20 protein-coding genes are annotated in these 23,702 nt (G+C 34.4%); 6 read left to right on the forward strand and 14 right to left on the reverse strand.

The genetic code is table 11. From position 1 onward, the window contains the following. Positions 1–46: 46 nt before the first annotated feature. The 10 genes from ACKX2A_RS09995 to ACKX2A_RS10040 form a co-directional block, all read right to left on the reverse strand. Positions 47–2,059 carry an FG-GAP-like repeat-containing protein gene (locus ACKX2A_RS09995; protein WP_415329300.1) on the reverse strand — a complete coding sequence of 671 codons (2,013 nt, stop codon included), beginning with the start codon at positions 2,057–2,059 and terminating at the stop codon, positions 47–49. A gap of 31 nt (positions 2,060–2,090) precedes the next feature. After that, on the reverse strand, positions 2,091–3,185 hold the full coding sequence (locus tag ACKX2A_RS10000; protein WP_415329301.1) for a hypothetical protein: 1,095 nt from the start codon (positions 3,183–3,185) through the stop codon (positions 2,091–2,093). A 202-nt stretch (positions 3,186–3,387) separates the two neighbouring features. Further along, positions 3,388–4,641 (reverse strand): DUF3887 domain-containing protein, encoded by a 1,254-nt coding sequence (locus ACKX2A_RS10005; protein WP_415329303.1) that lies wholly within the window; start codon positions 4,639–4,641, stop codon positions 3,388–3,390. Between the two features lies 1 nt (position 4,642). Next, positions 4,643–6,286, reverse strand: a complete 1,644-nt coding sequence (locus tag ACKX2A_RS10010) for a C45 family autoproteolytic acyltransferase/hydolase (protein ID WP_415329449.1) — start codon at positions 6,284–6,286, stop codon at positions 4,643–4,645. Between the two features lie 112 nt (positions 6,287–6,398). Next, on the reverse strand, positions 6,399–7,937 hold the full coding sequence (locus tag ACKX2A_RS10015) for a phytoene desaturase family protein (RefSeq protein WP_415329304.1): 1,539 nt from the start codon (positions 7,935–7,937) through the stop codon (positions 6,399–6,401). Between the two features lie 207 nt (positions 7,938–8,144). After that, positions 8,145–9,029, reverse strand: coding sequence for a lipid A biosynthesis acyltransferase (locus ACKX2A_RS10020; protein ID WP_415329305.1), 885 nt, complete (start codon positions 9,027–9,029; stop codon positions 8,145–8,147). A 121-nt stretch (positions 9,030–9,150) separates the two neighbouring features. Then, positions 9,151–9,405: a phosphopantetheine-binding protein gene (locus ACKX2A_RS10025; RefSeq protein WP_415329306.1), complete on the reverse strand. Its 255-nt coding sequence runs from the start codon at positions 9,403–9,405 to the stop codon at positions 9,151–9,153. Positions 9,406–9,409: 4 nt separating this feature from the next. Beyond that, positions 9,410–10,630, reverse strand: coding sequence for a beta-ketoacyl-[acyl-carrier-protein] synthase family protein (locus ACKX2A_RS10030; RefSeq protein ID WP_415329308.1), 1,221 nt, complete (start codon positions 10,628–10,630; stop codon positions 9,410–9,412). 74 nt (positions 10,631–10,704) lie between these two features. After that, positions 10,705–11,436, reverse strand: a complete 732-nt coding sequence (gene fabG, locus ACKX2A_RS10035; protein WP_415329309.1) for a 3-oxoacyl-ACP reductase FabG — start codon at positions 11,434–11,436, stop codon at positions 10,705–10,707. 80 nt (positions 11,437–11,516) lie between these two features. Beyond that, positions 11,517–13,037 (reverse strand): HAL/PAL/TAL family ammonia-lyase, encoded by a 1,521-nt coding sequence (locus ACKX2A_RS10040; RefSeq protein ID WP_415329310.1) that lies wholly within the window; start codon positions 13,035–13,037, stop codon positions 11,517–11,519. A 97-nt stretch (positions 13,038–13,134) separates the two neighbouring features. Here ACKX2A_RS10040 and ACKX2A_RS10045 point away from each other — a divergent pair, with 97 nt between their 5' ends. Next, positions 13,135–14,382 carry an NAD(P)/FAD-dependent oxidoreductase gene (locus ACKX2A_RS10045; RefSeq protein WP_415329312.1) on the forward strand — a complete coding sequence of 416 codons (1,248 nt, stop codon included), beginning with the start codon at positions 13,135–13,137 and terminating at the stop codon, positions 14,380–14,382. 35 nt (positions 14,383–14,417) lie between these two features. Here the strand turns inward: ACKX2A_RS10045 and ACKX2A_RS10050 are convergent, their stop codons facing one another. The 4 genes from ACKX2A_RS10050 to ACKX2A_RS10065 form a co-directional block, all read right to left on the reverse strand. Next, positions 14,418–14,663 carry a hypothetical protein gene (locus tag ACKX2A_RS10050; protein WP_415329314.1) on the reverse strand — a complete coding sequence of 82 codons (246 nt, stop codon included), beginning with the start codon at positions 14,661–14,663 and terminating at the stop codon, positions 14,418–14,420. A gap of 63 nt (positions 14,664–14,726) precedes the next feature. Beyond that, entirely contained in the window at positions 14,727–15,029 is a 303-nt protein-coding gene (locus ACKX2A_RS10055) for a hypothetical protein (RefSeq protein WP_415329315.1), read from the reverse strand. A gap of 40 nt (positions 15,030–15,069) precedes the next feature. Then, positions 15,070–16,362: a phenylacetate--CoA ligase family protein gene (locus tag ACKX2A_RS10060; RefSeq protein WP_415329316.1), complete on the reverse strand. Its 1,293-nt coding sequence runs from the start codon at positions 16,360–16,362 to the stop codon at positions 15,070–15,072. Between the two features lie 128 nt (positions 16,363–16,490). Further along, a complete protein-coding gene (locus tag ACKX2A_RS10065; protein WP_415329318.1) occupies positions 16,491–18,167 on the reverse strand; it encodes a M23 family metallopeptidase in 1,677 nt (558 codons plus the stop codon). Positions 18,168–18,615: 448 nt separating this feature from the next. Between ACKX2A_RS10065 and ileS the strand changes: the two genes are divergently transcribed. The 5 genes from ileS to ACKX2A_RS10090 all read left to right on the forward strand — a co-directional run bounded on the left by ileS (position 18,616) and on the right by ACKX2A_RS10090 (position 23,689). After that, the gene (gene ileS / locus ACKX2A_RS10070; protein ID WP_415329320.1) at positions 18,616–22,071 is read left to right on the forward strand and encodes an isoleucine--tRNA ligase; all 3,456 of its coding nucleotides are present in this window, start codon (positions 18,616–18,618) and stop codon (positions 22,069–22,071) included. Positions 22,072–22,130: 59 nt separating this feature from the next. Continuing rightward, positions 22,131–22,511 carry a TraR/DksA family transcriptional regulator gene (locus ACKX2A_RS10075; protein WP_002983772.1) on the forward strand — a complete coding sequence of 127 codons (381 nt, stop codon included), beginning with the start codon at positions 22,131–22,133 and terminating at the stop codon, positions 22,509–22,511. An 81-nt stretch (positions 22,512–22,592) separates the two neighbouring features. Beyond that, positions 22,593–22,838 carry a DUF6576 domain-containing protein gene (locus ACKX2A_RS10080; RefSeq protein ID WP_415329322.1) on the forward strand — a complete coding sequence of 82 codons (246 nt, stop codon included), beginning with the start codon at positions 22,593–22,595 and terminating at the stop codon, positions 22,836–22,838. Between the two features lie 18 nt (positions 22,839–22,856). Next, complete coding sequence (locus ACKX2A_RS10085; RefSeq protein WP_415329324.1) at positions 22,857–23,051, forward strand: DUF2683 family protein; 195 nt, start codon at positions 22,857–22,859, stop codon at positions 23,049–23,051. Then, positions 23,051–23,689, forward strand: coding sequence for a lipoprotein signal peptidase (locus ACKX2A_RS10090; RefSeq protein ID WP_415329325.1), 639 nt, complete (start codon positions 23,051–23,053; stop codon positions 23,687–23,689). Before ACKX2A_RS10085 ends, ACKX2A_RS10090 begins: the two co-directional genes overlap by 1 nt. The last annotated feature ends 13 nt before the right edge of the window (positions 23,690–23,702 follow it).

Below are 23,702 nucleotides of genomic sequence, written 5' to 3' on the forward strand. Positions count from 1 at the left end.
GCAAAGCCTTTCGACCTTGCAGTTATTCATAAATAATTAAATTCATTTATTTTTTAGTAATCTTTTGAGAATATGTTTTTCCATTCTTGTCGACTACAATCAGTAAATAATTTCCTGTATTTAATTGCTTAACAGAGATCGAGTTATTTTCAATTTTTGTTTGTAAAACCATTCTTCCATTCATATCAAACACTTTTGCATCTTGTGGAGTGAAATCCTTTTTCGATGTGAAATTAATGATATCATGCGTTGGGTTCGGATAAACCGTGAAAGTTTCCTGAGCAATCTGTATATCTTTTGTATCTAAGAATGAACCTTCTATAACATTTAAAGTCGTGTTTGGAGTTACATTATTAATAACATCAACCAAACCAGAAGGCCATTTTACCACTACTTTTGTAATGGCAGTTGCCTGCCCGATACCGAAATGAGCATTCAATGTACTCATATTTCCGAAGCCTGTTCCACTTTGGATATCACGAATTTGTTTTCCCCAAGCTCCGTAAATTTCGACTCTTGCACCGATTCCGTTTCTGTTGCTTTGTGTTCCTTTTAAAGTAACTTTCAGCCATTTATTGGTATTTCCGGCATTCATCATGATATTTGTTCCATTTTGAATATCCAAAAATCCGTCATTATTTAAATCTCCGATAGGGCGATCATAATAACTTAAGTTATAAGCTGTTGCATTTGGAGTAAATGTAAAATCTCCATTTCCAAACATAATGGTGTTTCCTGCGCCTAAAACGTCTAAAAATCCGTCATTATCAAAATCATGGGCAACGTATTCACGGCTTAAAAGATTGTTTGTATCATAACCGGAACCGACAGATTTATCTGTAAATGTTCCGTCTCCATTATTCTTCATTACCTTACTTAAACCGTTGCTTGTGGAATTAATTCCCACAACAGCATCCATCCAACCATCATTATTAAAATCTCCCCAAGCCGCAGACCAAGTCTGAGTAGGGTTTGCCATATTTGCTGCTGCAGCTACGTTTGTGAAGGTTCCGTTTCCATTATTTCTATGCAGCTCGTTGATATTTCCACCAGGGCCAGATCCTCCTCCACTACATTTTGCAATAAAAAGATCCATATCGCCATCGTTATCATAATCGATCCAGATAGAACCGTAATTACCGCCGGAAGGGAAATCTCCCAATCCACCTTGGTTGTGGTTCATATTTGTACCGTCATTTAAATAATATCTATTCGGTGCGTTATCATCACAAATGAAAGCATCCAGTTTTCCATCATTATTAATATCAACAAAATTGGTTCTTTGAACTAAAAAAGATTGAGTTTTTCTATCTGATGTGTAAGCTGTTCCTGTCGAATTTGCCTTTAAAAAAGCGATTCCACTGGATGATCCGTACACCAGATCATTATATCCATTGTTATCGTAATCTCCTGCAGCAATGCTCCAAGAAGGTGTAACCGTTGTTGTCGGAACAGTGTAACTTGTATTCGTAAATCCACCACCCGGCTGTTGATACGAAATTACAATCTGAGTAGCACTTACAACAGAAACAATATCATCCAGATAATCTCCGTTCATATCAACTACACAATTATTAAACGTTCCTGTTGCCGCAACCGGTTGTGCTACAAAAGACAAACGATCCGGAACAACAGCTACTTCAGAAAGCGTGATGTTAAAGCCTAATGAAGAATATTTATTATCAAATACAATATAATAAGTTGTTCCAGCAACGGCATTAAAGGTCACCTGAGAAAATGTTCCCGAAAAATCATCGTTAGCCGTAAAACAGTTTAATGTAGTACAGTTTCCTGTAAATACGATCATACGTGTATCTACGTTTTGTCCGGCAGATGAAGTAAATACTTTAACAGTTTTATTTTCTGTGGCCACATATTTATACCACAATCCTTTTGATCCGGGTGCACTTAATGTACAAGCCGTTGCAGGAGGATCTCCCGTGACGGAAGGCGCTGTGATTGTTCCTGAAGTAAGAGTAACTGCAGTACTGCACGTTAGCTGGGCAAATACCCATGCACTATTCACTAATAAGGCAAAGAGGGGGAATATTTTTTTCATTAGTTATTAGTTTATGTTATTATTAATTTTTTTAAGGACAATTTTGATTTAAAGTATTAATCCATTGCTTTAAAAGATCGAGCCCTTCATCATGAACAATTGTTCGTCCCAACAAAGGCATTCTATTGCTCTCATTAACAGAACTAAGTCTGAAATGCATCACCGATTTGGAAGGATTTCCGGGCATGATAATTCTTTCCAACGAAGGATCAATAGGTTCATCTGCCATTACGCAAACTCCAATTTTGGATAAATTCGTAGTCTGGCTAAAACTTAAACGAATCGCTCTGTAATCACAACGTGCATTTTCCTGATGGCAATGTGCACAATTGATATCCAGATAAGATCTCAAACGAATATCAAGCGGTTTGCTGGTATCTTTATAATTTACCGTAGAAACGATATTAGACGGGAAACTTTGGAGATAACCTTCATCAACCAATTTCTGCAACTGATTTTTTAAACCATTCGGATAATTATAGGAAACATTTAAATTTTGGGGTTTTACGCCAATAGGAACAGGTTTATTATCCAGTTTATGACAAGCAAAACATTCAGATTCAGAAGGAATTCTGTAATCTGTTGTAACAACATCGTTATTCTCTTTTTTAAAAGTAATATTAACTGAACTACCCGTTGTAAAATTAGTTCCTGTCACCAATTCTGCTTCTGTTTGAGCATCATTCCAAAGATATTCGGCAAAAACCCAACCGCTTGATTTTTTGATCATTAATCGGGTTTCCAAAATCTTGGTTGTATTTCCGGGTTGAATCGTGTTGTAGTAAAAATTTTTAATCAAAACGGTCCCCAGCGGAAAATTTAATGATTTGTCATCGCCGTCATAATTCGCTTTCACTCCATCCGGCATCCAGATAAATCTTTTTTTCAGAGCATAATCTGTAAAAAGCGAACTCGCAGGTTCATAAGGGATAACTTTGGTAGAAGGGTTTAAGTCTTTTAAATCTCCTTTAAAAAAAGCGTAAGTAGATAATTTCGCATATGGAACCGCATCAATATTGAAATTCACAACAGGATTTACAGTTTCAATGCTTTCAATTTTTTCATCGCTTTTGCACGAAAAAATAAATAAAAAACAAAAAATAGGGAATAAGTATAGTTTTTTCATTAAATTAATAATTAAAAAAACGAATATAGATAATTAACCTATTCCGAGCCAAAAAATTTATTATGAAAATTGAAAAATGATTTAAAATTAATAATCAAAACAATAAAATTCCATCAAATAAACAACAAAATAAAAAATTCAACGAAAATTAATTAAAATTGAAACATAAAAAAACACACAAATTTGTGTGTTGAAATTTTAATTATTTTAAGATAAACTGAACCAAATCTTTCAAAAATCCACCATCTACATTTCCTTTGATTTCATAATTTTTCGGAGATGGCGTTCCGGAAATTTTAATGAATAAATGACCTAAAGGCTGATAAAATTTAAACTCAGCCAACTTATTATTTTTAAGTTGCTCCTTCCAAAGCACATAATCTTTTGCAATGACCTGATAATCCATTCCACCCTGTGCAAAAAACATTGGAACTTTGATCAATTTTACAGATTCAAGGGGTTTATAATCAACTAAATATTTCCAGTAAGCAGCAGATAAAACCATTGGAAGCTCTTCTTTTGGAGTATTTAAATTGAATTTTTTTGAATTCAGGAAATCAACTTTTTTCTTCATATCCTGAAGATCTTTTTCCGACACATTTGAAGGATCAATACTGTGAAGATATTCAAACTGTCTAAGCAATACATCCTGCAACGGTCGAGCATTTCCTGCCATGAAAACATATTTTGAAGCATTTGCCTTTTCAGCTATTTTCGGCATCAGATATGCCCCTAAACTATGCCCTAAAATGATTATTTGATAATCTTTAAATTTTTCATTATTTTTAAAATAATTCGAAACATTTACCGCATCATTTATTGTTTCCTGCTCCACTGTAGATTTTTCATTAAAAGCTTCCGGATTAGAATTCGTTCTTTTATCATACCTATAGGAAGAAATTCCGTTTTTCAACAAATATTCAGCAATATCTCTGAATGGCTTATTTTCTCCTATTGTTTCATCTCTGTCACTTGCACCAGAACCATGAACTAAAATTACCAATTTCTTTTGATTGTTTTCTTCTGGTTCTAAAAGGGTTCCTTTCAATTCAATACTATCGCTTTTTATTCTTAAAGCTGTTTTGTCATCCGGCTTATCGAAATTTTTATGTGGAACTAGAAAAAATCCTATAATTTTATTACTATCTGTAAAATTGATTAAAATATCCAATTTCTCTTTTTCAAATTCAGAATAATAGTAATATGCATCGCTTTCGTTATTTACTTCAATAACATTTTTAAAATTGCCAAACTGCCCTTCAAGCTGCTCCGGTAAGGTTTTAAAAACTTCAGGAGTAACATGTTTAGCCATTTCAGGATCAAAAAAAGTATATGCTTTTTCTGTATTATTATCAATAAATAAGAGTTTGATAAACTGATCTCCAATTTCTTTTCTGTTTTGAGCAAAGGAAAATAATGCTGTGAAAAACAAAACTAGACTTAAAATTTTCTTCATATTAATTCTTCAGTTTTCTATTCGTTTTCTTTAAATATTTTTCGACATTTTCTTTATCCGGAACGGTTGTAATTTCTTTAGATAAAGCCTTTTCAAATTCAATTTTTGCTTTAGAATATTCTTTTTGATTAAAATAATATTTTCCGATTTGATAATAAACCAACCAAAAATCAGGATTTAAAGATTGGTAATGATTGATAAATTCCTCCGAAAGAATTTTATCATTATCAATCTGAGAACTTAATCTTTTATATTCTTCGTAATTTTTAAATTCCTGAGAATCCACAAAAGAATCTTTAGCAATATTCAATTCAGATTTTGAAAATTTTCCGTTTTCAAATCTTTTATCAGAAAAAATTTCATTGAGATCATAACAGACAAATTCACCCAACTGATAAGGATTTGCAGAAACCCACACTAATTTTTTTTGAGGCGAAAAAATTACCGCATGATGCGCCAATAGCTGATTGAGTGCTTTTTCGTTTCCATAACCTATCTTCTCCCCTTTCAGACCCGATTTGTCTCTTAAAATGGATGCCATTTTTTCAGGATTTAATTTTTTGTTTTCCTGTAAAAGTTCCTGCAATTTTTCATAACGATATTCAGAATGACTTTCCAAAATATGATTTTGATTTCTTTTGTCATTTTTATAGGCATCGGACTGAAAATGATTGGTACAAAAAATACGACTTGTATTTTCAACTTTGTAAACCCCAAAATTATCTGGAGAAACTTCAATAATTACAGCATTTTTATCATTCGCACTTCCCACTAAAATCGATTCTGAAACGAAAACTTTTCTCTTTTTTGCAATCGCAATCGCTTCATCAATAGTTGCAGCATATTGCAAAATTTCCCTCGTCACCAAAGAAATCGGAGTTTTTGCCGTCAATGGAATTTTAGATTTTCCTGCATTGATCGTTACCGTAATTCCTTCTTTATTCATCCCCGAAACCACGCCGATCATTCCCGGCCAACTCACAGATAGATAAGGAATTCCGTCTTCCGGCTCTACAAATTCAATTAATTTATTTTTAGCAAAGTCATCCCCTACATAAAAGTCAAAATTTCTTCCTATCAGCAAATCTCCGTCTTCCGTATTTTCATTCCAAACCGCTAGAGAAGTACAGCCAACCACCATCAAATCCTGCATTGCGTGACCAATGTCGTGAGCTCCGTGCAAATACATACTTCTAAAAAATTTTGGGGCAATAAAATCATATCTATCCGATGAATACTGAGATAATCCGTATAATTCGGCTTGATAATCTTCACGGACATTTAGATACATTTTTCGATTGTACCATTTCAGGAAACCTCGCAAAAGATTTTGTTTAAACTTCGAAGGAACAAAACCTTCCACTTTTGAAAAGAAAATTTCTTCCTGTTTCTGCATCAGATTTTGGGTTAAAGCTCCATTATTATAGCCTAATTGTAAAGGATTTCCTTTGATATACAATTCCCAAAGCTGTTGTTTATTTTTCGTTAAATAATTTTCATTAAAACTAAACGTCGAATCGTTGATTTTACTAACTTTTGGAATTTCAAGAGAATATTGTTTTACATCAGGAATATGTTTGATAGATTTTCGTATGCCACATGATGTAAGACTAAGAATGAAAAAAAAGAAAAATAAAGTTTTTATTTTGTGCTGCTTGTCATTCTGACGATAGGAAGAATCTCTTTTTATAAATTTAGATTCTTCATTACGCTTCGCTTCATGTAAAATGACAAAAGACTGCTTATAATTTTCCTTCTTATTTTTCACTTTTATTTTTATTAATCAACTGTGTTAATCTTTCATCAATAAGCTCTTTTCCAAGAATTTCTGCACAGGTATTGAAAGCTCCGATCGTACAGCCCAAAATTCCGTGCATATTTACAGATTGCCCTGTCAAAAAGAGATTATCGATCTTTGTACGTGGAGAAACCATTGTTTTCAGAGGATTCTCTGAACTTTTACTATAGCCGTACATATTTCCGTTAAAGCTTCCGATATAATCGCGGTAAGACAACGGAGATGATGTGTAAATTTTACTCGTAATCTGCCTTAAATTTGGAATTTTTTTCTCCAAAGCATTAATCATTTTTTCGGCTTTTTCCAGCTTGAATGTCTCGTATAACTCTCCCCTTTCATGTTCGTCAGCAACCGTATTGAAAGTTCTTTCCCATTCTTTAACTTCATCAAAATCCATATAAGAAATGGCGGTTAAACTTTCCGCAAATCTCGGATAATGTTTAGATTGTGTTGAAGAAAGCATATACGTTTCCGGCCACGAATTTTTCTCATAACGATACGCATTCCAGACCAATTCTTCTTTTGAATAATGGTAAATATTATAATTAAAATTCGGAATTGATTGAGGTTTTAAGACTATGTAAACACTGAAGCACGAAGGAACAGGTTCCCAACTCATGATTCTGTTTAAAAAGGATTTTTTTAATCGTTCTTCACCAATCAATTTAATTGTTGAACGAATTTCTATGTTTGAAATAAATCGTTTCGCTAAATATTCTTTTCCTGAAGTTGTTTTTACACCTGCTAAAACATTATTTTCATTAAATATAAATTCAGAAACTTCTGTGTGTTTATGGACTTCTGCCCCATGTTCACGAAGTCTGCGAATCAATAATTTTGAGATCTGACTACCGCCTTTTATACATTTATAAGCACTTTGAATGTAAGAATTTACCGTCAACGCATGCACATAAAACGGAACATTTTCAGAATCTCCGCCATATAAAAAATTTGAACCCAATAAAACAGACTGTAGTTTTTTATTTGTTGTTAAAGATTCAATAAATCTTTTGGTATTCAGGTGAAGAATTTCCTCATTGTAATTATCTTTTCCGACCAGATTATATCTCGGAAACTGGCTGCAAACTCTCTGAATTTCTTCACAATAATCTTCCAAATTTTCTCTTTCTTCAGGAAAATATTCTGATAATTGCTCAACAAAATTTTCATAACCTTGCGCATGAGGATATTCGATTTCATCATCTCCGAAAGTGATTTTATCGTAGCCGTCTTCATCCATTTTTTCAAGCTGAAGCTCATCCATAATTCCTAAGTAGGAAAAATATTGATGAAGATTCTGCCCTTTCGAAAGACCGCCCAAATAATGAACTCCGGTATCGAAAATAAGTTTGTCGCGGGAAAAAGTCTGTAAATTTCCTCCGTACTGGTTGTTTTTCTCCAGAACACAGACTTTTATACCTTCCATCGCCAAAACAAGCGCCGAAACCAGGCCTCCCAATCCGCTGCCGATTACAAGTATGTCAAATTCTTTTTTCAAAGGAGAAAATGCGTTTTCTTTAAAGGTAAGAAATTTAGAAATTAAAAGTCACTTTGTCATGCTGAAAGCATCTCAACATGGCTTAAATTCCTACGGAATGACAAACTATGTGGATAGAATCAGGTACAAATTAAACTTAATAATAAATTCTGAACCTTAGTGTTTGAGTTTAAATATTAGTTTTTTTCTGTAGTAAAATTAGGGAATTTAATCAATATCATCCCAAAAATCGAAGTAATTGAACCATTGAAGAGGATATTTTTTAATCATCGAATCCAAATTTTGAGTATATGAATTTAAAAGTCCCTGTGCATCGCGCTTTTTGACATTTTGAGCAACCCTTGCATACAAATGATAATGAAGATTTTTTTCTTTCATCACGTACACATATACAACGGGAACGCCCAACCTTGATGCAATAAGAAATGGCCCTGCCGGAAATTTCGCTATTTTCCCTAGTAAATCTCCTTCCAAAAATTTGGAACCTTCAAAATAACGGTCACCTGTGAAGCAAATAAGTTCGTTTTTTGACAATGCTTCATTGATGTCGAAAATATGCGACATATCTTCTTTTACGTAAATAAATTTGATGCTGCTTGCTTTTACAGAAACACTTTCGAGGTATTCTTTAATGACTGTAACTTCCTGATCTGTTGTCACTAAATTAATCTGACAGTCAAAATCAATATCGGCAAAAAAATGTTCAGCAATTTCGAAATTTCCAATGTGAGCGCTGATGAGAACACCTCCTTTTTTCTCTGCTAAAAGATTTCTTAGATTTTCGATTCCATCGAATTCATAAGTATATTTTTCGCGCAAACCTGCAGAAATCGCAGTTTTATCAATTAAAACTGTTCCAAAAGTGAAATAGCTTTTATATAATGACAGTTTTGTCTTCCAATATCCGTAATTGAGTCTTTTCTGAAAATAATATCTGTAGTATTTGTTGCTGTTTTTTTCGAATAAAAAATAGTAAAGTGCCACAAAATAAAGCACGAAATATGAACTCCGGATTCCGATATTTCTAATGCACCAGACAAAAATCCTGTAGCCCAGAATTGTCCCTTTAGATTTACCTTTCCACTTGTTCATAGTATTAATTTAGCAATGTATCAATTTAACAGTATAACAATTTATTAGAATTAAAAAAGTATTGATAAACTGCTAAATTGGTATATTGTTACATTTATTCAGAGTAAATTTTAATCGATAATTATGCGTTTTTTTCAGCGATTTTATTCTCGATAGTCGAATAGAAGTCATCGAATGTGACCATTTTTTTGAAGTCTGCTTCACCCAATTTCACACCGAAATTAGATTCAATCACTACCACCATATCAATATAATCTAAGCTGTCTAATCCCAGCGTAGTTTTTAAGTTGGCTTCATTGCTGATTTCATCGCCATCTACTTCAAATTCATTCACTAAAAAGTCGTTAACGATCGCAACAATTTTTTCCCTTTCCATGTTTTTAATTAAATTTTTTTACAATTAATGCGGAATTTGTTCCCCCAAATCCGAAAGAATTCGACAAAAATACGTCAATTTTTTGACTTTTCGTTTTGGCGATCAAATTTATCCTTCTTGCCTCATCATCAGGGTTTTCCAGATTAATATTCGGAGCTACAAAATCGTTTTGCATCATTAAAATTGAATAAATAACTTCACTTGCACCTGCCATCCAACATTCGTGACCGGTCATGGATTTTGTGGAACTTACCGGAACCTCTCCACCAAAAATTTCATAAATAGCTTTGGCTTCATTCGCATCTCCAATTGGTGTAGAAGTCGCATGAGCATTAATATAATCAATATCTTTTGCAGATAAACCGGACTGTTTCAAGGCTCTGTCCATCGCCAAAGCGGGTCCGTCAACATTAGGTGTAGAAATATGCCCTCCATTTGAAGAAAAGCCATAGCCAACGATTTCAGCAATGATATTTGCGCCTCTTTTTTGTGCCGATTCTAAACTTTCAACGATCAATGAAGCTGCTCCACCACTCGGAATCAAACCGTCTCTTTCGGAATCAAAAGGTCTTGAAGCTTTGGTAGGCTCATCTTCTCTTACAGAAAAAACCCCCAACCCGTCAAAACTCGCCATTGAATATTTGTTGGTTTCCTGAGCTCCTCCACAAACAATCATATCCTGGAAACCGTTTTTAATCATCATATAAGCCAATCCCAAAGAATGAGAACCACTCGCACAAGCTGCACTGATGGTTAAATTGATTCCTCTTAATTTAAAAATCGTAGAAAGATTCATCGTCACCGTAGAGTTCATCGATTTGAAAATCGCTCCTGAGCCCATTAATGTAGTATCTTTTTTCTCTCTTGCAATGTCGATTGATTCTACAACTGCCTGAGAAACACTGTCGTTTCCGTATAAAATTCCGACTTCGTTATTGTCTAAAAAGTCCTGGTCGATATTGGCCTGTTTTAAAGCATCGAGTGTCGCGATATAAGCATATTCGCTTTCTTCACCCATGCTTACGCGTTGTCTGCGGTTCAAAAGATTTTTAAGATCCGGTTTCGGAACAACTCCCGTTAATCCCGATCTGAAACCAAATTCTTTTCTTTCGTCCACCAAAACAATTCCGGATTTTCCTTGAAATAAAGATTCTTTCACCTCTTCCAAAGAAGTTCCGATGCAGGAATAAATTCCCATTCCGGTAATTACAACCCTATTTTCCATGTAATGTTCAAGGTTTTAGGTTGCAGATTTTAGGTTGCAGCTAATACCTGCTATCTTATATCTGCTACCTGATTTTATGAATAGATTCCTCCGTTAATATTGATTACTTCACCTGTAATGTATGATGACTTTTTAGATGCTAAAAACGCTACCAAATCTGCCACTTCTTCCGCTTCACCAAATCGGTTGGCAGGAATCATCGCTTTTAATTCATCTTCATTAAATTCCTGCGTCATATCTGTTTTGATGAACCCCGGTGCAACTGCATTTACAGTAATATTTCTTTTCGCAACTTCCTGAGCCAAAGCTTTTGTAGCTCCAACAACAGCGCCTTTTGCCGCAGAATAATTGGTTTGTCCAGCCGTTCCCTTCATTCCGGAAACAGAAACCATATTGATAATTCTGCCGTATTTGTTACGTAACAATTTTTGAATAAAGAAATTTGTCACGTTGAAAAAACCATTTAAACTCGTATTAATCACAGCATTCCAATCTTCACTTGGCATCCACATAAATAATCCGTCTCTTGTGATTCCGGCATTATTTACGATTACTTCAACGATAGATTTTGGATTATTTTCCTGCCATTCTGTTAAAACTTTTTGAGTTTCTTCGGCATTTCCTACATCGAACTTTAGGATTTCTCCGGTAGAGCCCAATTCTTCGACTTTAGCTAAAGTTTCCTTTGCTGCAGCTTCGTTTGAAGTGTAATTAATTAAAATATGATAATTTTTATCTTCTGCCAGTTTTATACAGATTGCTCTTCCAATTCCCCTTGAGCCGCCTGTGACGATTGCACATTTCATGTGTTACTTATGTTAGTTTTAGTTTTTTTAAGTGTATTTTTTCTGTCTTTTTCTTTAATGACAATAATTTCAGTTAAAAATTACATTGCCTTTAAATATTTTTTTACATTCTCCAAATACGGATACATCACCATATCATTTGAGAACGCAGGAATGATCTTTCTTATTTCATCGTACAACTCTTTTGTTGAAGATGAAACTTTATCCTGAAATCCAAGATATTCAATTGCCTGAACAATCGTAATCGCTTCAATCGTCAAAACTTCGAAAGCATTTTCGATTACTTTTCTGCAAATTACCGCAGCGTTTGTTCCCATACTTACAATATCCTGATTGTCATTATTATTCGGAATACTGTGAACATACATCGGGTTCGATAACATCTGGCTTTCCGCCGTTGTAGAAGTCGCTGTAAACTGAACACCCTGCATCCCGAAATTGAAACCTAATTTACCTAAATTTACAAAAGGAGGCAAGATTTCGTTGATTTTAGCATTTAAAAGATAATTTAATTGTCTTTCTGCCAACATTGTCAATTTAGTAACAACAATTTTCAGCTTGTCCATTTCCAAAGAAATATAATCTCCGTGGAAGTTTCCACCGTGATAAACGTGCTGCCCTTCAACATCAATAATCGGATTATCATTTGCTGAATTGATTTCATTTTCTAAAACCTTCTCAGTGTATTCTAAAGTATCTAAAACAGGCCCTAAAATCTGAGGAACACATCTTAACGAGTAATATTCCTGAACTTTTTCTTTGAAAACCTTTTCCTGTTCTTCAAAGTGAGTATATAAATGATCGGCTCTTTTTCTGATTAATTTGCTATCAGATAAATGAGCGCGCATTTTTGCTGCAATTTTCTGCTGTCCTGCGTGAAGTTTTGTTCCATTTAAAGCTTCTGATAAATGGTCGTCATAAGCTTGAACAATTTCATTGATTGCGCAAGATAATTTAATGGAAATATCAGTTAATTGATTCGCTTTATGAGCATTTACAACACCAATTCCTGACATTACAGAAGTTCCGTTCATTAAAGCTAAACCTTCACGAATTTCAACTTGAATAGGTTCTAAACCTTCAATTTCGAAAACTTCTTTCGTCGATGTTCTTTCACCTTTATAAAAAACTTCACCTTCGCCGATTAATACCAAAGCCAAATGTGCCAATTGAACCAGGTCTCCGCTCGCACCAACTCCACCGTGTTCGAAAATAAGCGGTGTAATATCTCTGTTGATTAATTCTTTAAGTAAATTAACTACAGATTGATGAACCCCTGAATTTCCAAGAGAAAGAGTATTTAATCTCGCCAGCATACAAGCTTTAACCTCATCTGCAGGAAGCGGATTTCCAATTCCTGAAGAGTGACTTCTGATTAAATTATACTGAAGCTGGTGCGTATCTTCATCACTGATTTTAAACTGTGCCATCGGGCCAAAACCTGTGTTCACACCATAGATTACTTTATTTTTCGAAAACTCTTTCAAAAACTGAAAACTTTTATCCACTCTGGTAAGAAGTGTTTCATCCAGTTCTATTTTTTCATTCTCAATGATGATTTTTTTAAAGTCGTTCAGTTCTAAAAAGTTATTTATTTTCATTAATTAAAAGTAATAATAGATAATATTGTAATTATTAATTAATTGTCATTAATTTTGCGGCAAAGATAGAAGTTATTATTAAAATAAAAAATCAAAGATGAGCAAAGAATTTGTAGACGTGCTTGTAATCGGGGCTGGACCGTCTGGTTGCGTATCTTCTTCATATTTAAAGAACAACAACATAAATGTAAAAGTTGTTGAAAAGACAAAGTTTCCAAGACTTGTTGTAGGGGAAAGCCTGATTCCGCGTGTGATGGATCATTTCTATGAAGCCGGATTGTTTCCTGCACTGGATAAAATGGGTTTTGAAAAAAAATTGGGAGCTCGTTTCTTACGTGGTGACGAGGTTTGCATCTTTGATTTTAGTAATAAATTCGGTGAAGGATGGGACTGGACCTGGCAGGTTCCGAGAGCTGATTTTGATAATACTTTAGCTCAGGAAGTCATTAATAAAGGCATTGACTTAGAATTTGAAACAGAAGTTATCGAAATTGAATTCAACGGAACAGATTCTATCACGACTGTAAAAAATAAAGACGGTGAAACAAAAGAAATTCATGCAAAATTCGTGATCGATTCCAGCGGTTACGGAAGAGTTTTACCGAGACTTTTAGATTTAGAAAAACCTTCAAAATTGTCTCCTCACTCTGCTATTTTCTCTCATGTAGAAGACATCAACAGAGAAGAAGGAACGGAAGGAACTTTAATTTCTTTTGATATTATTGAAACCGAAGTCTGGCTTTGGGTAATTCCTTTCTCGAACGGAAATACGAGCGTAGGAATTGTTGGCCCGACTGAATATATTGAAAAACTTTCTGAAAACGGAGATACTGCCGAAGCTTTAAGAAAAGCAATTTCTCTTTCAGATTATTATGTAAAACGTTTCGGAGATGTAGAATTCATTTTTGAACCAAGACACTTGAAAGATTATTCTTGTTCAGTAAAAAAATTGTACGGAGACGGATTTGCATTGACAGGAAATGCGTCAGAATTTCTTGATCCGGTTTTCTCATCAGGAATGGCTTTTGCAACCGAGGGTGGAATGACCGCAGCAAAACTGGCTTTAAGACAGCTTAATGGCGAAAAAGTAGATTGGCAGACCGAATTTGCAGACTATATTTTATACGGTGTTGATGTTTTCACAACCTACGTGAAAGAATGGTACACCGGAAATCTTCAGGAATTGTTTTTCCACCAACCGGAAAATCCTGATGTGAAAAGAAAAATTTGTGCAGTTTTGGCAGGTTATGTCTGGAACAAGAAAAATACTTTTGTGAGAATCCATGACACTGCGATAAAGAATCTTGCAGAATTCATTAAAACAGAAAAACAACAACAAGCATAAAAAAACGGTCTGAAAATCTCAGACCGTTTTTTATTTTATTTGACAGCTCTCTTGATGTCTTTTGCAATATACTTCCCGATAGCTTCGTATGCTGCTGCAATTCGCCCATACTCCATAACAAATTCTTTATTGTTTACATATTTATCGAATTTATTAAGCTCAACTACAGCTAAAACTTTCGATGGATTATCTGTTTCTATAAGTTTTACTGTTCCTGTAATTTCAGCAGTCATTCCTACCATTCCTCCATGCCACCCCGGATAAACCCATTTTGTATCCAATAGCAAGGTGTATTTTGCAGGACTTGCCTTTTTAAATGCAATATTTTTATATCCTTTATTTAATCATTTTGCAAAATAATCTACATAATATTCATCTTTATATTTTTGCCATTCTCCATTCCATTTTTGCCATCCTGCTTCTCCTCTTTTAGGGTTTGCCAGAAGATCTCTTTTTCTGTTGTCAAGATATTGAGATTCTGTGTAATTTTCTTTCATTAGTGTTACATTCTCAAATTTCAGTTCAACATTTACTTCGGATTGATCTTTTAAAGCGGTAAAATTTCCGGAAGTAATTACAAACCTCTGATCTTGGGCATTAACAATCATAGTAAAGCTCATAATGAGCATTAGAAATAATTTTTTCATAGTTTATTAATTTTTATTTAAAATTTTTAAGATTCATTTTTTATCTTAAATCAGTAAATGTAATCGGCTTTCTGCTGTTTGGATTAAATACGATTTTAGACAAAACATCAAAATCAATTAATTCAATTTTCGGACTTACCCTTAATTTTGCGCGGAAATGATCTCTCACTTCATTCACAAAATTTTCAGAATCACTGTCTGTGCTTATTTTAATGATAATTTCATCCAGTCCGATTTCATTCGACTGAATAACGATCTGATAACACAAAATATTGTTGAAATCATTTAAAATATCGTTCATTGCAGGTGGATACAAAGTTGTTCCTTTGTATTTTATCATCTGCTGTTTTCTCCCAATTACCGGACCCAACCTCATCGTATTTCTTCCACACTGGCAAGGTTCGTAATGTGCTTTTACAATATCTCCTGTTTTGAATCTTAATAAAGGAATTGCTTCAACACCTAAAGTTGTAATTGTTAATTCTCCGCTTTCACCTTCTTTTACTAAGTTTCCTTCATCATCCAGAATTTCTGTGATGATTAGTTCCGGATGTTGATGTCCTCCGATTTGCTCTTCACACTCTGTGAAAGCCGTGCTCATTTCTGTGGAAGCGTAGGTTGAGAATAATTTAATATCCCACTTTTCTTTAATCTTCTGAGATAAAATATTGTCTGTAAAATCCTGATTCTTGATGCTTTCTCCAATACAAACCGCCCCATAAACACTGGAATTTTTATAATCAACCCCATGTTTCTCAGCGTAATCGATCATTTTTAACAAAAACGAAGGAACGGTAATTAAATATTTAGGCTTATATCTAAAAATCGAATCCCATTGCAATTCCGGAATTCCCGGTCCCATTCTCACAACGCTCGCACCCATTTTTCTCAATCCTAAAAAATAGGCAAGCCCGGCCATGAATCTTTTATCGATCGTCGTAATCATTTGGACTACATCACCTTTTTGAATTCCTGCACAAGCGAAAGAAATCGCTTCGTTGTAAGCCAATCTTTCAAGATCGTTGTCAGACAAACCAAAAGTTACAGGATCTCCCAAAGTTCCTGAAGTGGTGCTGTAATCCACAATTTTATCGGGCGTGATACAGAAGAAATCATCGTTATTTTGCTGAATATCGTTCTTCGTTGTTGTCGGGATTTTCGTTAAATCTTCCAACGTTTGAATATCCGAAATATTGATACTATTTTCTTTGAATAATCGCTGATAAAAAGGCGAATGAGTTTCAAGATAAGTCAGCAGTTCCTGAAGTTTTTGCTCCTGAAACTTTTTAATTTCCTGACGATCTGATTTTTCGATTGGTGGATAGAATTCCAATGTTTTTTATTTTTAAAGGACAAATTTATTAGTTTATTTTTTATTCTCGTTGCTTTATTTTGCCACGAATTCACGAATAAGTAAAATGTATTCATTTACAAAAATTCGTGAATTCGTGACAAAACAGTTTATCTTTGAAAAGTAAAAGTCTGTGTATTTGTATTTCCAGCTGTATTGGTGGTTATCACTTTCAACGTATGAGAACCAGAACCTTTCGGGTATTTTTCATCAAAGACATAGACAAAATCATCTTTTACTCTTGCGAAACGAAGCCATTTCTCATCCAGTTCTGCTCTAAAAGATTCTATATCGCCAATTTTTGCAGCTCCTTTTAATCGTAATGAGCCTGAGGTTATCAATGTTCCCTCTTTCCAGCTTGGAGAAACGGATGGCAAACCATTATCCAATAATAATCTTGCTGTTCCAAGTCTGTTGAATTGTCCTTCTGCCCAATCACCATTCCATTTTGCTTTGATGATATTTTTATCGCTTCCGTAATTGAGTTCTATAACCGTTTTATCTTTTTCTTCGCTGGTTAATTTTCTGTTAGTTTTAATTTTTAAACTAAAAAAATCATGAATCGGAATGTAAGGGTTATTTAAAACAATCGAATTTGAAACCGCTTCTGCATCTGGCTTTTCATACATATTAAAGTTAACAACATCGTAAACCGCGTTTTTACTTAAACTGATTTCTGCATTTTCTGTTTTAATTGTTTTTGATTCGTTTGGAGAAACGGTTCTATTGTTTGATGAAATTTTTTCTGATGAATTACTCAACTGAACTTTTGTTGTCAATCGACTTGTATTTCCGTTAACATCTTTTAAAATAATTTCAATATTGTGAACTTCATTATCCGAAAGATTGATAATTCCGTCCGAACCGGAACTGTAATTTGGCAATTTCATTCCCTGCAAGTTTGATAAATGCTGAATGCTCATTTTATCGCGGATAAATTTTGTATAATCTACACAGCCATTGATATAACGTGTATCATTGTAATGAATTCTATCAATTTTAAAACTATAAATCAATTTTCCATCCATTAATAATTCGGCATCGTAAATACCCAAATTAAAACCTTGATTGGCTTTATCCACCGCTTTTATAGCAAAACTTATCTGAGGAGAATCCACTTGAATTACGTTTGAAGCATAAACACTTCCTGTTTTTTTAACAACAATTCCATTGGCTCCCGGTTCATAGGTGCTAAAACGGCGATCATACCAATACAATCCACTTATAATCGGAGCAATCCCATCAGGAATATTAAATCCAAATAGCAAAGGATTGATACATTCTTCTGTTTTTGTATCTCTGATTTCAAAATGCAGATGTGGTCCCGCCGAACCGCCTGTATTTCCGCTTAAAGCAATGAGCTGTCCTTTCGTCACAGGAAATTGGTTAGACGAAAAACTAATGTCCTGTTCCCATTTTTCGTCTTTGTATTGCTGTTCTTTTACATATTCATCGAGTTGAGCAAAATATTTGTTCAAGTGGGCATAAACTGTTGTATAACCATTTGGATGAGTAACATAAACTGCATTTCCAAAACCGTATCGTTCGACCTTTATACGGCTTACATAACCGTCTGCTGCTGCAACAACGGGTAAATTCTCCTGACTGTTCGTTCGAATATCCAATCCCATGTGAAAATGATTGGAACGGACTGCCCCAAAATTGGCAGCAAGGTTGATGGGAATATTCAAAGGATTTCTGAAATAGCCTTGTGGATAGTTTTGAGCAAATGTCGCAACGCTATTGATTAAACAAACAAGAATCATCAATCGGGAAAAGAATTTCATACAAATGGTTTTAAGTGTTATTTGAAATTTACGAAATTTTTTATTGATGATAATTATTATTTCTCACAGATTTTAGGAATTTTCCAGATGATGGAGGACATTTTTATTGCCACGAATTCCCGAATGAGACTTTTGATATTGGCTTACAAACTTAGAGAACTTATATAAGTAGAACGGCTTCGTGAAACTTAAAAAAAGCTTTACCGTAAAAAACTTAGTGGACTTTTGTGTTCGTGATATTTGTGAAAATATTAGTGTCATTTGTGTTTAAAATTCAATTCAAAAAAGCACATTTTACAATTCACAATTCACAAAAAATTAATCTCAACATTTATATTTCTGAAACAGAACTTTTTAATTGGAAATATCAAAATAAAACATATATTATAAACCGACAAATTTTAGTAAATTTGCCAACTTAATTAATCAACGATATTGATATATTACAATGAGCCAATTTAAAGAATACAAAAACCTCAACCTTATTGACGTAGCAGAGAATGTAGCGGAATTCTGGAAGCAGAACAAAACTTTCAATAAGAGTGTTGAGATTCGTGAGGGGCAACCCGAGTTTGTTTTTTATGAAGGTCCGCCTTCAGCAAACGGTATGCCCGGAATTCACCACGTAATGGCCAGAGCGTTGAAGGATATTTTCTGTCGTTATCAGACCCAAAACGGAAAGCAGGTTTTCCGTAAAGCGGGTTGGGATACACACGGACTTCCTGTAGAGCTTGGCGTGGAAAAAGAATTAGGAATCACTAAAGAAGATATTGGCAAAAAAATTTCTATTGAAGATTACAACAAAGCGTGTCGTGAAGCCGTAATGCGTTATACAGACGTTTGGAACAACCTTACTGAGAAAATCGGTTATTGGGTTGATCTTGACGATCCGTATATCACGTACAAATCAAAATACATGGAAACGGTTTGGTGGCTGTTGAAGCAATTGTATGATAAAGGATTATTGTACAAAGGTTACACGATCCAACCCTATTCTCCAAAAGCAGGAACCGGACTATCTTCACACGAAGTTAACCAACCGGGAGCTTACCGTGATGTTTCCGACACAACTGTGGTTGCGCAGTTCAAGACATTACCGGAAACATTGCCTGCATTTTTACAAGGTTTTGGAGATGTACATTTCTTAGCTTGGACGACAACTCCTTGGACGCTGCCTTCAAACACCGCTTTGACAGTAGGTCCAAAAATCGATTATGTTTTAGTGAAAACTTTCAATCAATATACTTTTGAGCCAATTAATGTTGTTCTGGCTAAAGCTTTGGTTGGAAAACAATTTGCAAAAAAATATGCGGAAGGAACAGATGAAGATTTTACAAATTATACATCTGAAACGAAAGTTATACCTTACCAAATTTTAGCAGAATTCAAAGGAGCTGATTTGGTTGGAATTAAATATGAGCAATTATTACAATACGCTCTTCCTTACCAAAATCCTGAAAATGCGTTCAGAGTAATTTCTGGAGATTTTGTGACGACGGAAGACGGAACAGGTATCGTTCACACCGCGCCAACTTTTGGTGCTGATGATGCGAAAGTAGCGAAAGAAGCTCAGCCTGAAGTTCCGCCAATGTTGGTTTTGGATGAAAATGAAAATCCAATCCCGTTAGTAGATTTACAGGGAAGATTTTTATCTATCGTAAACGATGAAATCTACGGTTTTGCGAATGAATATGTAAAAGGAGAATATCTTAGCGAAGACGAAAAAAATACTGAATTAAATATTCAGAAAGAAAATTTAAAGTCAATCATTGCAGATTTGAAGGCTTATCTTTCTGTAGATGAAAGAATTGCTTTAAAATTAAGAAAAGAAAATAAAGCTTTTAAAGTTGAAAAATATGTTCACAGTTATCCACATAGCTGGAGAACAGATGAACCGTTATTATATTATCCGCTGGATTCCTGGTTTGTGAAAATGACTTCATTGAGAAGCCGTTTGGTAGAACTGAATGAAACAATCAACTGGAAACCGAAAGCAACAGGAGAAGGACGTTTTGCGAACTGGCTGGAAAACGTAAACGACTGGAACCTTTCCCGTTCAAGATATTGGGGAATTCCGTTGCCTATCTGGAGAACAGACGATTTGAAGGAAGAAAAAATCATCGGTTCTGTTGAAGAATTGTACAACGAAATTGAAAAATCGATCGCAGCAGGATTCATGACAGAAAATCCATTCAAAGATTTTGTAATCGGAGATATGTCTGAAGAAAATTATGCTTTGATTGATCTGCACAAAAACATCGTTGACAAAGTAATTTTAGTTTCAGATTCAGGAAGAGCAATGAAACGTGAAAGCGACTTGATCGACGTTTGGTTCGATTCAGGTTCGATGCCTTATGCGCAGTTGCACTATCCTTTTGAGAATAAAGAATTAATTGATAACAATAAGGCTTTCCCAGCAGATTTTATCGCGGAAGGGGTTGACCAGACTCGTGGTTGGTTCTACACGCTTCACGCGATCGGAACAGCGGTTTTTGATTCAGTTGCTTATAAAAATGTAATGAGTAACGGACTTGTTTTGGATAAAAACGGCGTTAAAATGTCGAAATCCAAAGGAAATGGAATTGATCCATTTGAAACATTAGCCGTTTACGGACCAGATGCTACGCGTTGGTATATGGTTTCGAATGCCAATCCTTGGGAAAACCTGAAATTCGACATCGATGGAATTGATGAAACAAGAAGAAAATTCTTCGGAACGTTGTATAACACCTATTCATTCTTTGCGTTGTATGCGAACGTTGACGGATTCAATTATTCTGAAAAAGACGTTGAAAACAGACCGGAAATTGACCGATGGATCTTGTCTGAATTAAATTTATTAATTCAAGAAGTTAAAGCATTCTACGAAGATTACGAACCGACAAGAGTGGCAAGAGCAATCAACACTTTTGTGAACGATAACTTATCAAACTGGTACGTAAGATTATGCAGAAGACGTTTTTGGAAAGGAGATTATTCGGATGATAAAATTTCAGCTTACCAGACTTTATATACTTGTCTGGAAACTGTTGCTAAATTATCTGCGCCAATTGCTCCGTTCTTTATGGATCAGCTGTATCAGGATTTAAATAAAGTAACAGGAAAAGAAACTGCGGAATCTATCCACTTGACGGATTTCCCTGTTGCTGATGAAAGTTTAATCGATCAGGATTTGGTTGAAAAAACACACTTGGCACAGAACATTACAAGTATGGTTTTCTCTTTAAGAAAGAAAGAAAATGTAAAAGTTCGTCAGCCATTACAAAAAGTATTAATTCCTGTCCTAGATTCAAAAACTGAGGAGCAAATTGCTGCGGTTTCTGAACTGATTAAACAGGAAGTAAATGTTAAAGAAATTCAATTGATTAATGCCGAAGAAGCGGCGGATTTGATTGTAAAACAGATAAAACCCAATTTCAAAGCGCTTGGTCCTAAATTAGGAAAAGACATGAAAGTGGTTGGAGGAGAGATCGCTAATTTTAATGCAGAACAGATTTCAACATTAGAAAAAGAAGGAAAACTAGACGTTCAGGGATATGAAATTACACTTGATGACGTAGAAATTTCAACCAAAGATATCCCGGGATGGACGGTAACTTCTGATGGAAAAACAACTGTGGCATTAGATTTGACGTTAACAGACGAATTAAAATCTGAAGGTATCGCAAGAGAATTCATCAATAGAATTCAGAACTTGAGAAAAGATAAAGATTTCGATTTAACGGACAGAATTAACATCTTTGTAGAAGAATCTTCACCATTTATTAATGATATTAAGAAAAATGAAGAATATATTTCATCAGAGGTCTTGTCAAATAAAATAGAAATTGTATCTTCACTTTCAAATTTTAACGAAATCGAAATAGATGAGGTTAATTTTAAGATAAATGTTGAAAAAAATTAACATATAGTTATTGTTTTTCAAATTCCATTTCATAATTTTATTAAAAAAGAGAAACGAACATGTCAGACGAAAGAGTAAGATACAGTGATGCTGATTTACAAGAATTTAAGGCTATTATTAAAGAAAAAATAGAGAAAGCCGAAAAAGATTTACAACTGATCAGAGAGAGTTTTATTAACGACCAAAATAACGGGACTGATGATACTTCTCCTACTTTTAAAGCATTTGAAGAAGGTGCTGAAACATTGAGTAAGGAGCAGAATTCTATTTTGGCGGGTAGACAGGAAAAATTCGTACGTGATCTGAAGAACGCCCTTATAAGAATTGAAAACAAAACTTACGGCGTTTGCAGAGTAACAGGTAAACTTATTCCTAAAGAAAGACTGTTGGCTGTTCCTCACGCTACGTTGAGCATCGAGGCGAAAAATATGCAGAAATAACCGCTAGGTTAGTTAAAATAATTTTGGGTTTATATTGTATTTCATGAAATACTTTATAAACCTAATTTTTAATGTATACCCATGACCGAAATATTAATTTTAATTGTTATCATTGCTGTAGTTTTAGGAATTTTCAACAGAGAATGGATCAAAAACAGATTCTTTCCCGATAAACAGAGAAACTATACGATGGACGATAAATTTAATTCTGATAAACGCGAAAGGGAAAAAGAGATTGATCATCTTTTGAGTAAAATGGGCAAAAACGGTGTCAACGACTTATCTGCGAAAGACAGAAAACGACTTGATGAGTTGTCCAAAAAATAAAAAATAAATTAAATCAAGATGGAGGCATTAATTGTACACCCCAAGAATCAAATGGAGCTGAACGCACTGAAAAGTGTGATGAAAGATATGGGAATTCGTTACGAAAAATTTCATACAAGAGGAGCAAAAACCCAAACCTTCGAGCCACGAACTCCTGCGAAAAAAGAAAATAACGGAAAAAATTTTAAAGATAAACCAAAGACGAAGCTGTAATGAAAAAGATATTATTTGTAACCTTTCTTATTTTATTAATTGATCAGGCTTCAAAAATTTATGTAAAAACACACTTCAATTTGGATGACAGTATTTCTGTTTTACCAGGTTTTAAACTGACTTTTGTGGAAAATCCGGGAATGGCTTACGGACTTCATTTTGGTGGAGTTATCGGTAAATATTTCTTGGTTATCGTAAGAGTTATTTTAATCGGAGGAATGATTTATCTGTTTAAAAAATGGTTACAAAAAGGCGAATCCAATTATCTTCTGATTCCGATGGCAATGATTTTTGCAGGAGCAATAGGTAATTTGATCGACGGAATGTTCTATGGTTTGATTTTCGACAGCGGAACAGTTTATGACGCAAGTATCGACCGATGGATCGGATACGGAGGAATTTCAAAAATTACGTCTTTTGGACAAGGTTATTCTACCTTTATGAGAGGCTGCGTTGTTGATATGCTTCACTTCCCGTTGGTAGACTGGAATGTTCCTAAGGACTTTCCGATCATTGGAGGAAAACATATTCAGTTTTTTAAATATATTTTTAATGTAGCAGATTCTGCGATTACGGTGGGAGCCATTTTATTATTAATTTTTAGAAAAAAAGCGTTCCCGAATGGTTTAGAATTTTAGAATAACTTACACT

The sequence above is a fragment of the Chryseobacterium sp. MMS23-Vi53 genome (assembly GCF_047651245.1).
Classification (GTDB): Bacteria; Bacteroidota; Bacteroidia; order Flavobacteriales; family Weeksellaceae; genus Chryseobacterium.

Excerpts from the sequence above, each read along its gene's own strand:
- ACKX2A_RS09995 (WP_415329300.1), bottom strand. The coding sequence starts at position 2,059 with ATGAAAAAAATATTCCCCCTCTTTGCCTTATTAGTGAATAGTGCATGG.
- ACKX2A_RS10025 (WP_415329306.1), bottom strand. The coding sequence starts at position 9,405 with ATGGAAAGGGAAAAAATTGTTGCGATCGTTAACGACTTTTTAGTGAAT.
- ACKX2A_RS10040 (WP_415329310.1), bottom strand. The coding sequence starts at position 13,037 with ATGAAAATAAATAACTTTTTAGAACTGAACGACTTTAAAAAAATCATC.
- ileS (WP_415329320.1), top strand. The coding sequence starts at position 18,616 with ATGAGCCAATTTAAAGAATACAAAAACCTCAACCTTATTGACGTAGCA.
- ACKX2A_RS10075 (WP_002983772.1), top strand. The coding sequence starts at position 22,131 with ATGTCAGACGAAAGAGTAAGATACAGTGATGCTGATTTACAAGAATTT.
- ACKX2A_RS10005 (WP_415329303.1), bottom strand. The coding sequence starts at position 4,641 with ATGAAGAAAATTTTAAGTCTAGTTTTGTTTTTCACAGCATTATTTTCC.
- ACKX2A_RS10020 (WP_415329305.1), bottom strand. The coding sequence starts at position 9,029 with ATGAACAAGTGGAAAGGTAAATCTAAAGGGACAATTCTGGGCTACAGG.
- ACKX2A_RS10000 (WP_415329301.1), bottom strand. The coding sequence starts at position 3,185 with ATGAAAAAACTATACTTATTCCCTATTTTTTGTTTTTTATTTATTTTT.
- ACKX2A_RS10055 (WP_415329315.1), bottom strand. The coding sequence starts at position 15,029 with ATGAAAAAATTATTTCTAATGCTCATTATGAGCTTTACTATGATTGTT.
- ACKX2A_RS10065 (WP_415329318.1), bottom strand. The coding sequence starts at position 18,167 with ATGAAATTCTTTTCCCGATTGATGATTCTTGTTTGTTTAATCAATAGC.
- ACKX2A_RS10030 (WP_415329308.1), bottom strand. The coding sequence starts at position 10,630 with ATGGAAAATAGGGTTGTAATTACCGGAATGGGAATTTATTCCTGCATC.
- fabG (WP_415329309.1), bottom strand. The coding sequence starts at position 11,436 with ATGAAATGTGCAATCGTCACAGGCGGCTCAAGGGGAATTGGAAGAGCA.
- ACKX2A_RS10090 (WP_415329325.1), top strand. The coding sequence starts at position 23,051 with ATGAAAAAGATATTATTTGTAACCTTTCTTATTTTATTAATTGATCAG.
- ACKX2A_RS10080 (WP_415329322.1), top strand. The coding sequence starts at position 22,593 with ATGACCGAAATATTAATTTTAATTGTTATCATTGCTGTAGTTTTAGGA.
- ACKX2A_RS10045 (WP_415329312.1), top strand. The coding sequence starts at position 13,135 with ATGAGCAAAGAATTTGTAGACGTGCTTGTAATCGGGGCTGGACCGTCT.
- ACKX2A_RS10085 (WP_415329324.1), top strand. The coding sequence starts at position 22,857 with ATGGAGGCATTAATTGTACACCCCAAGAATCAAATGGAGCTGAACGCA.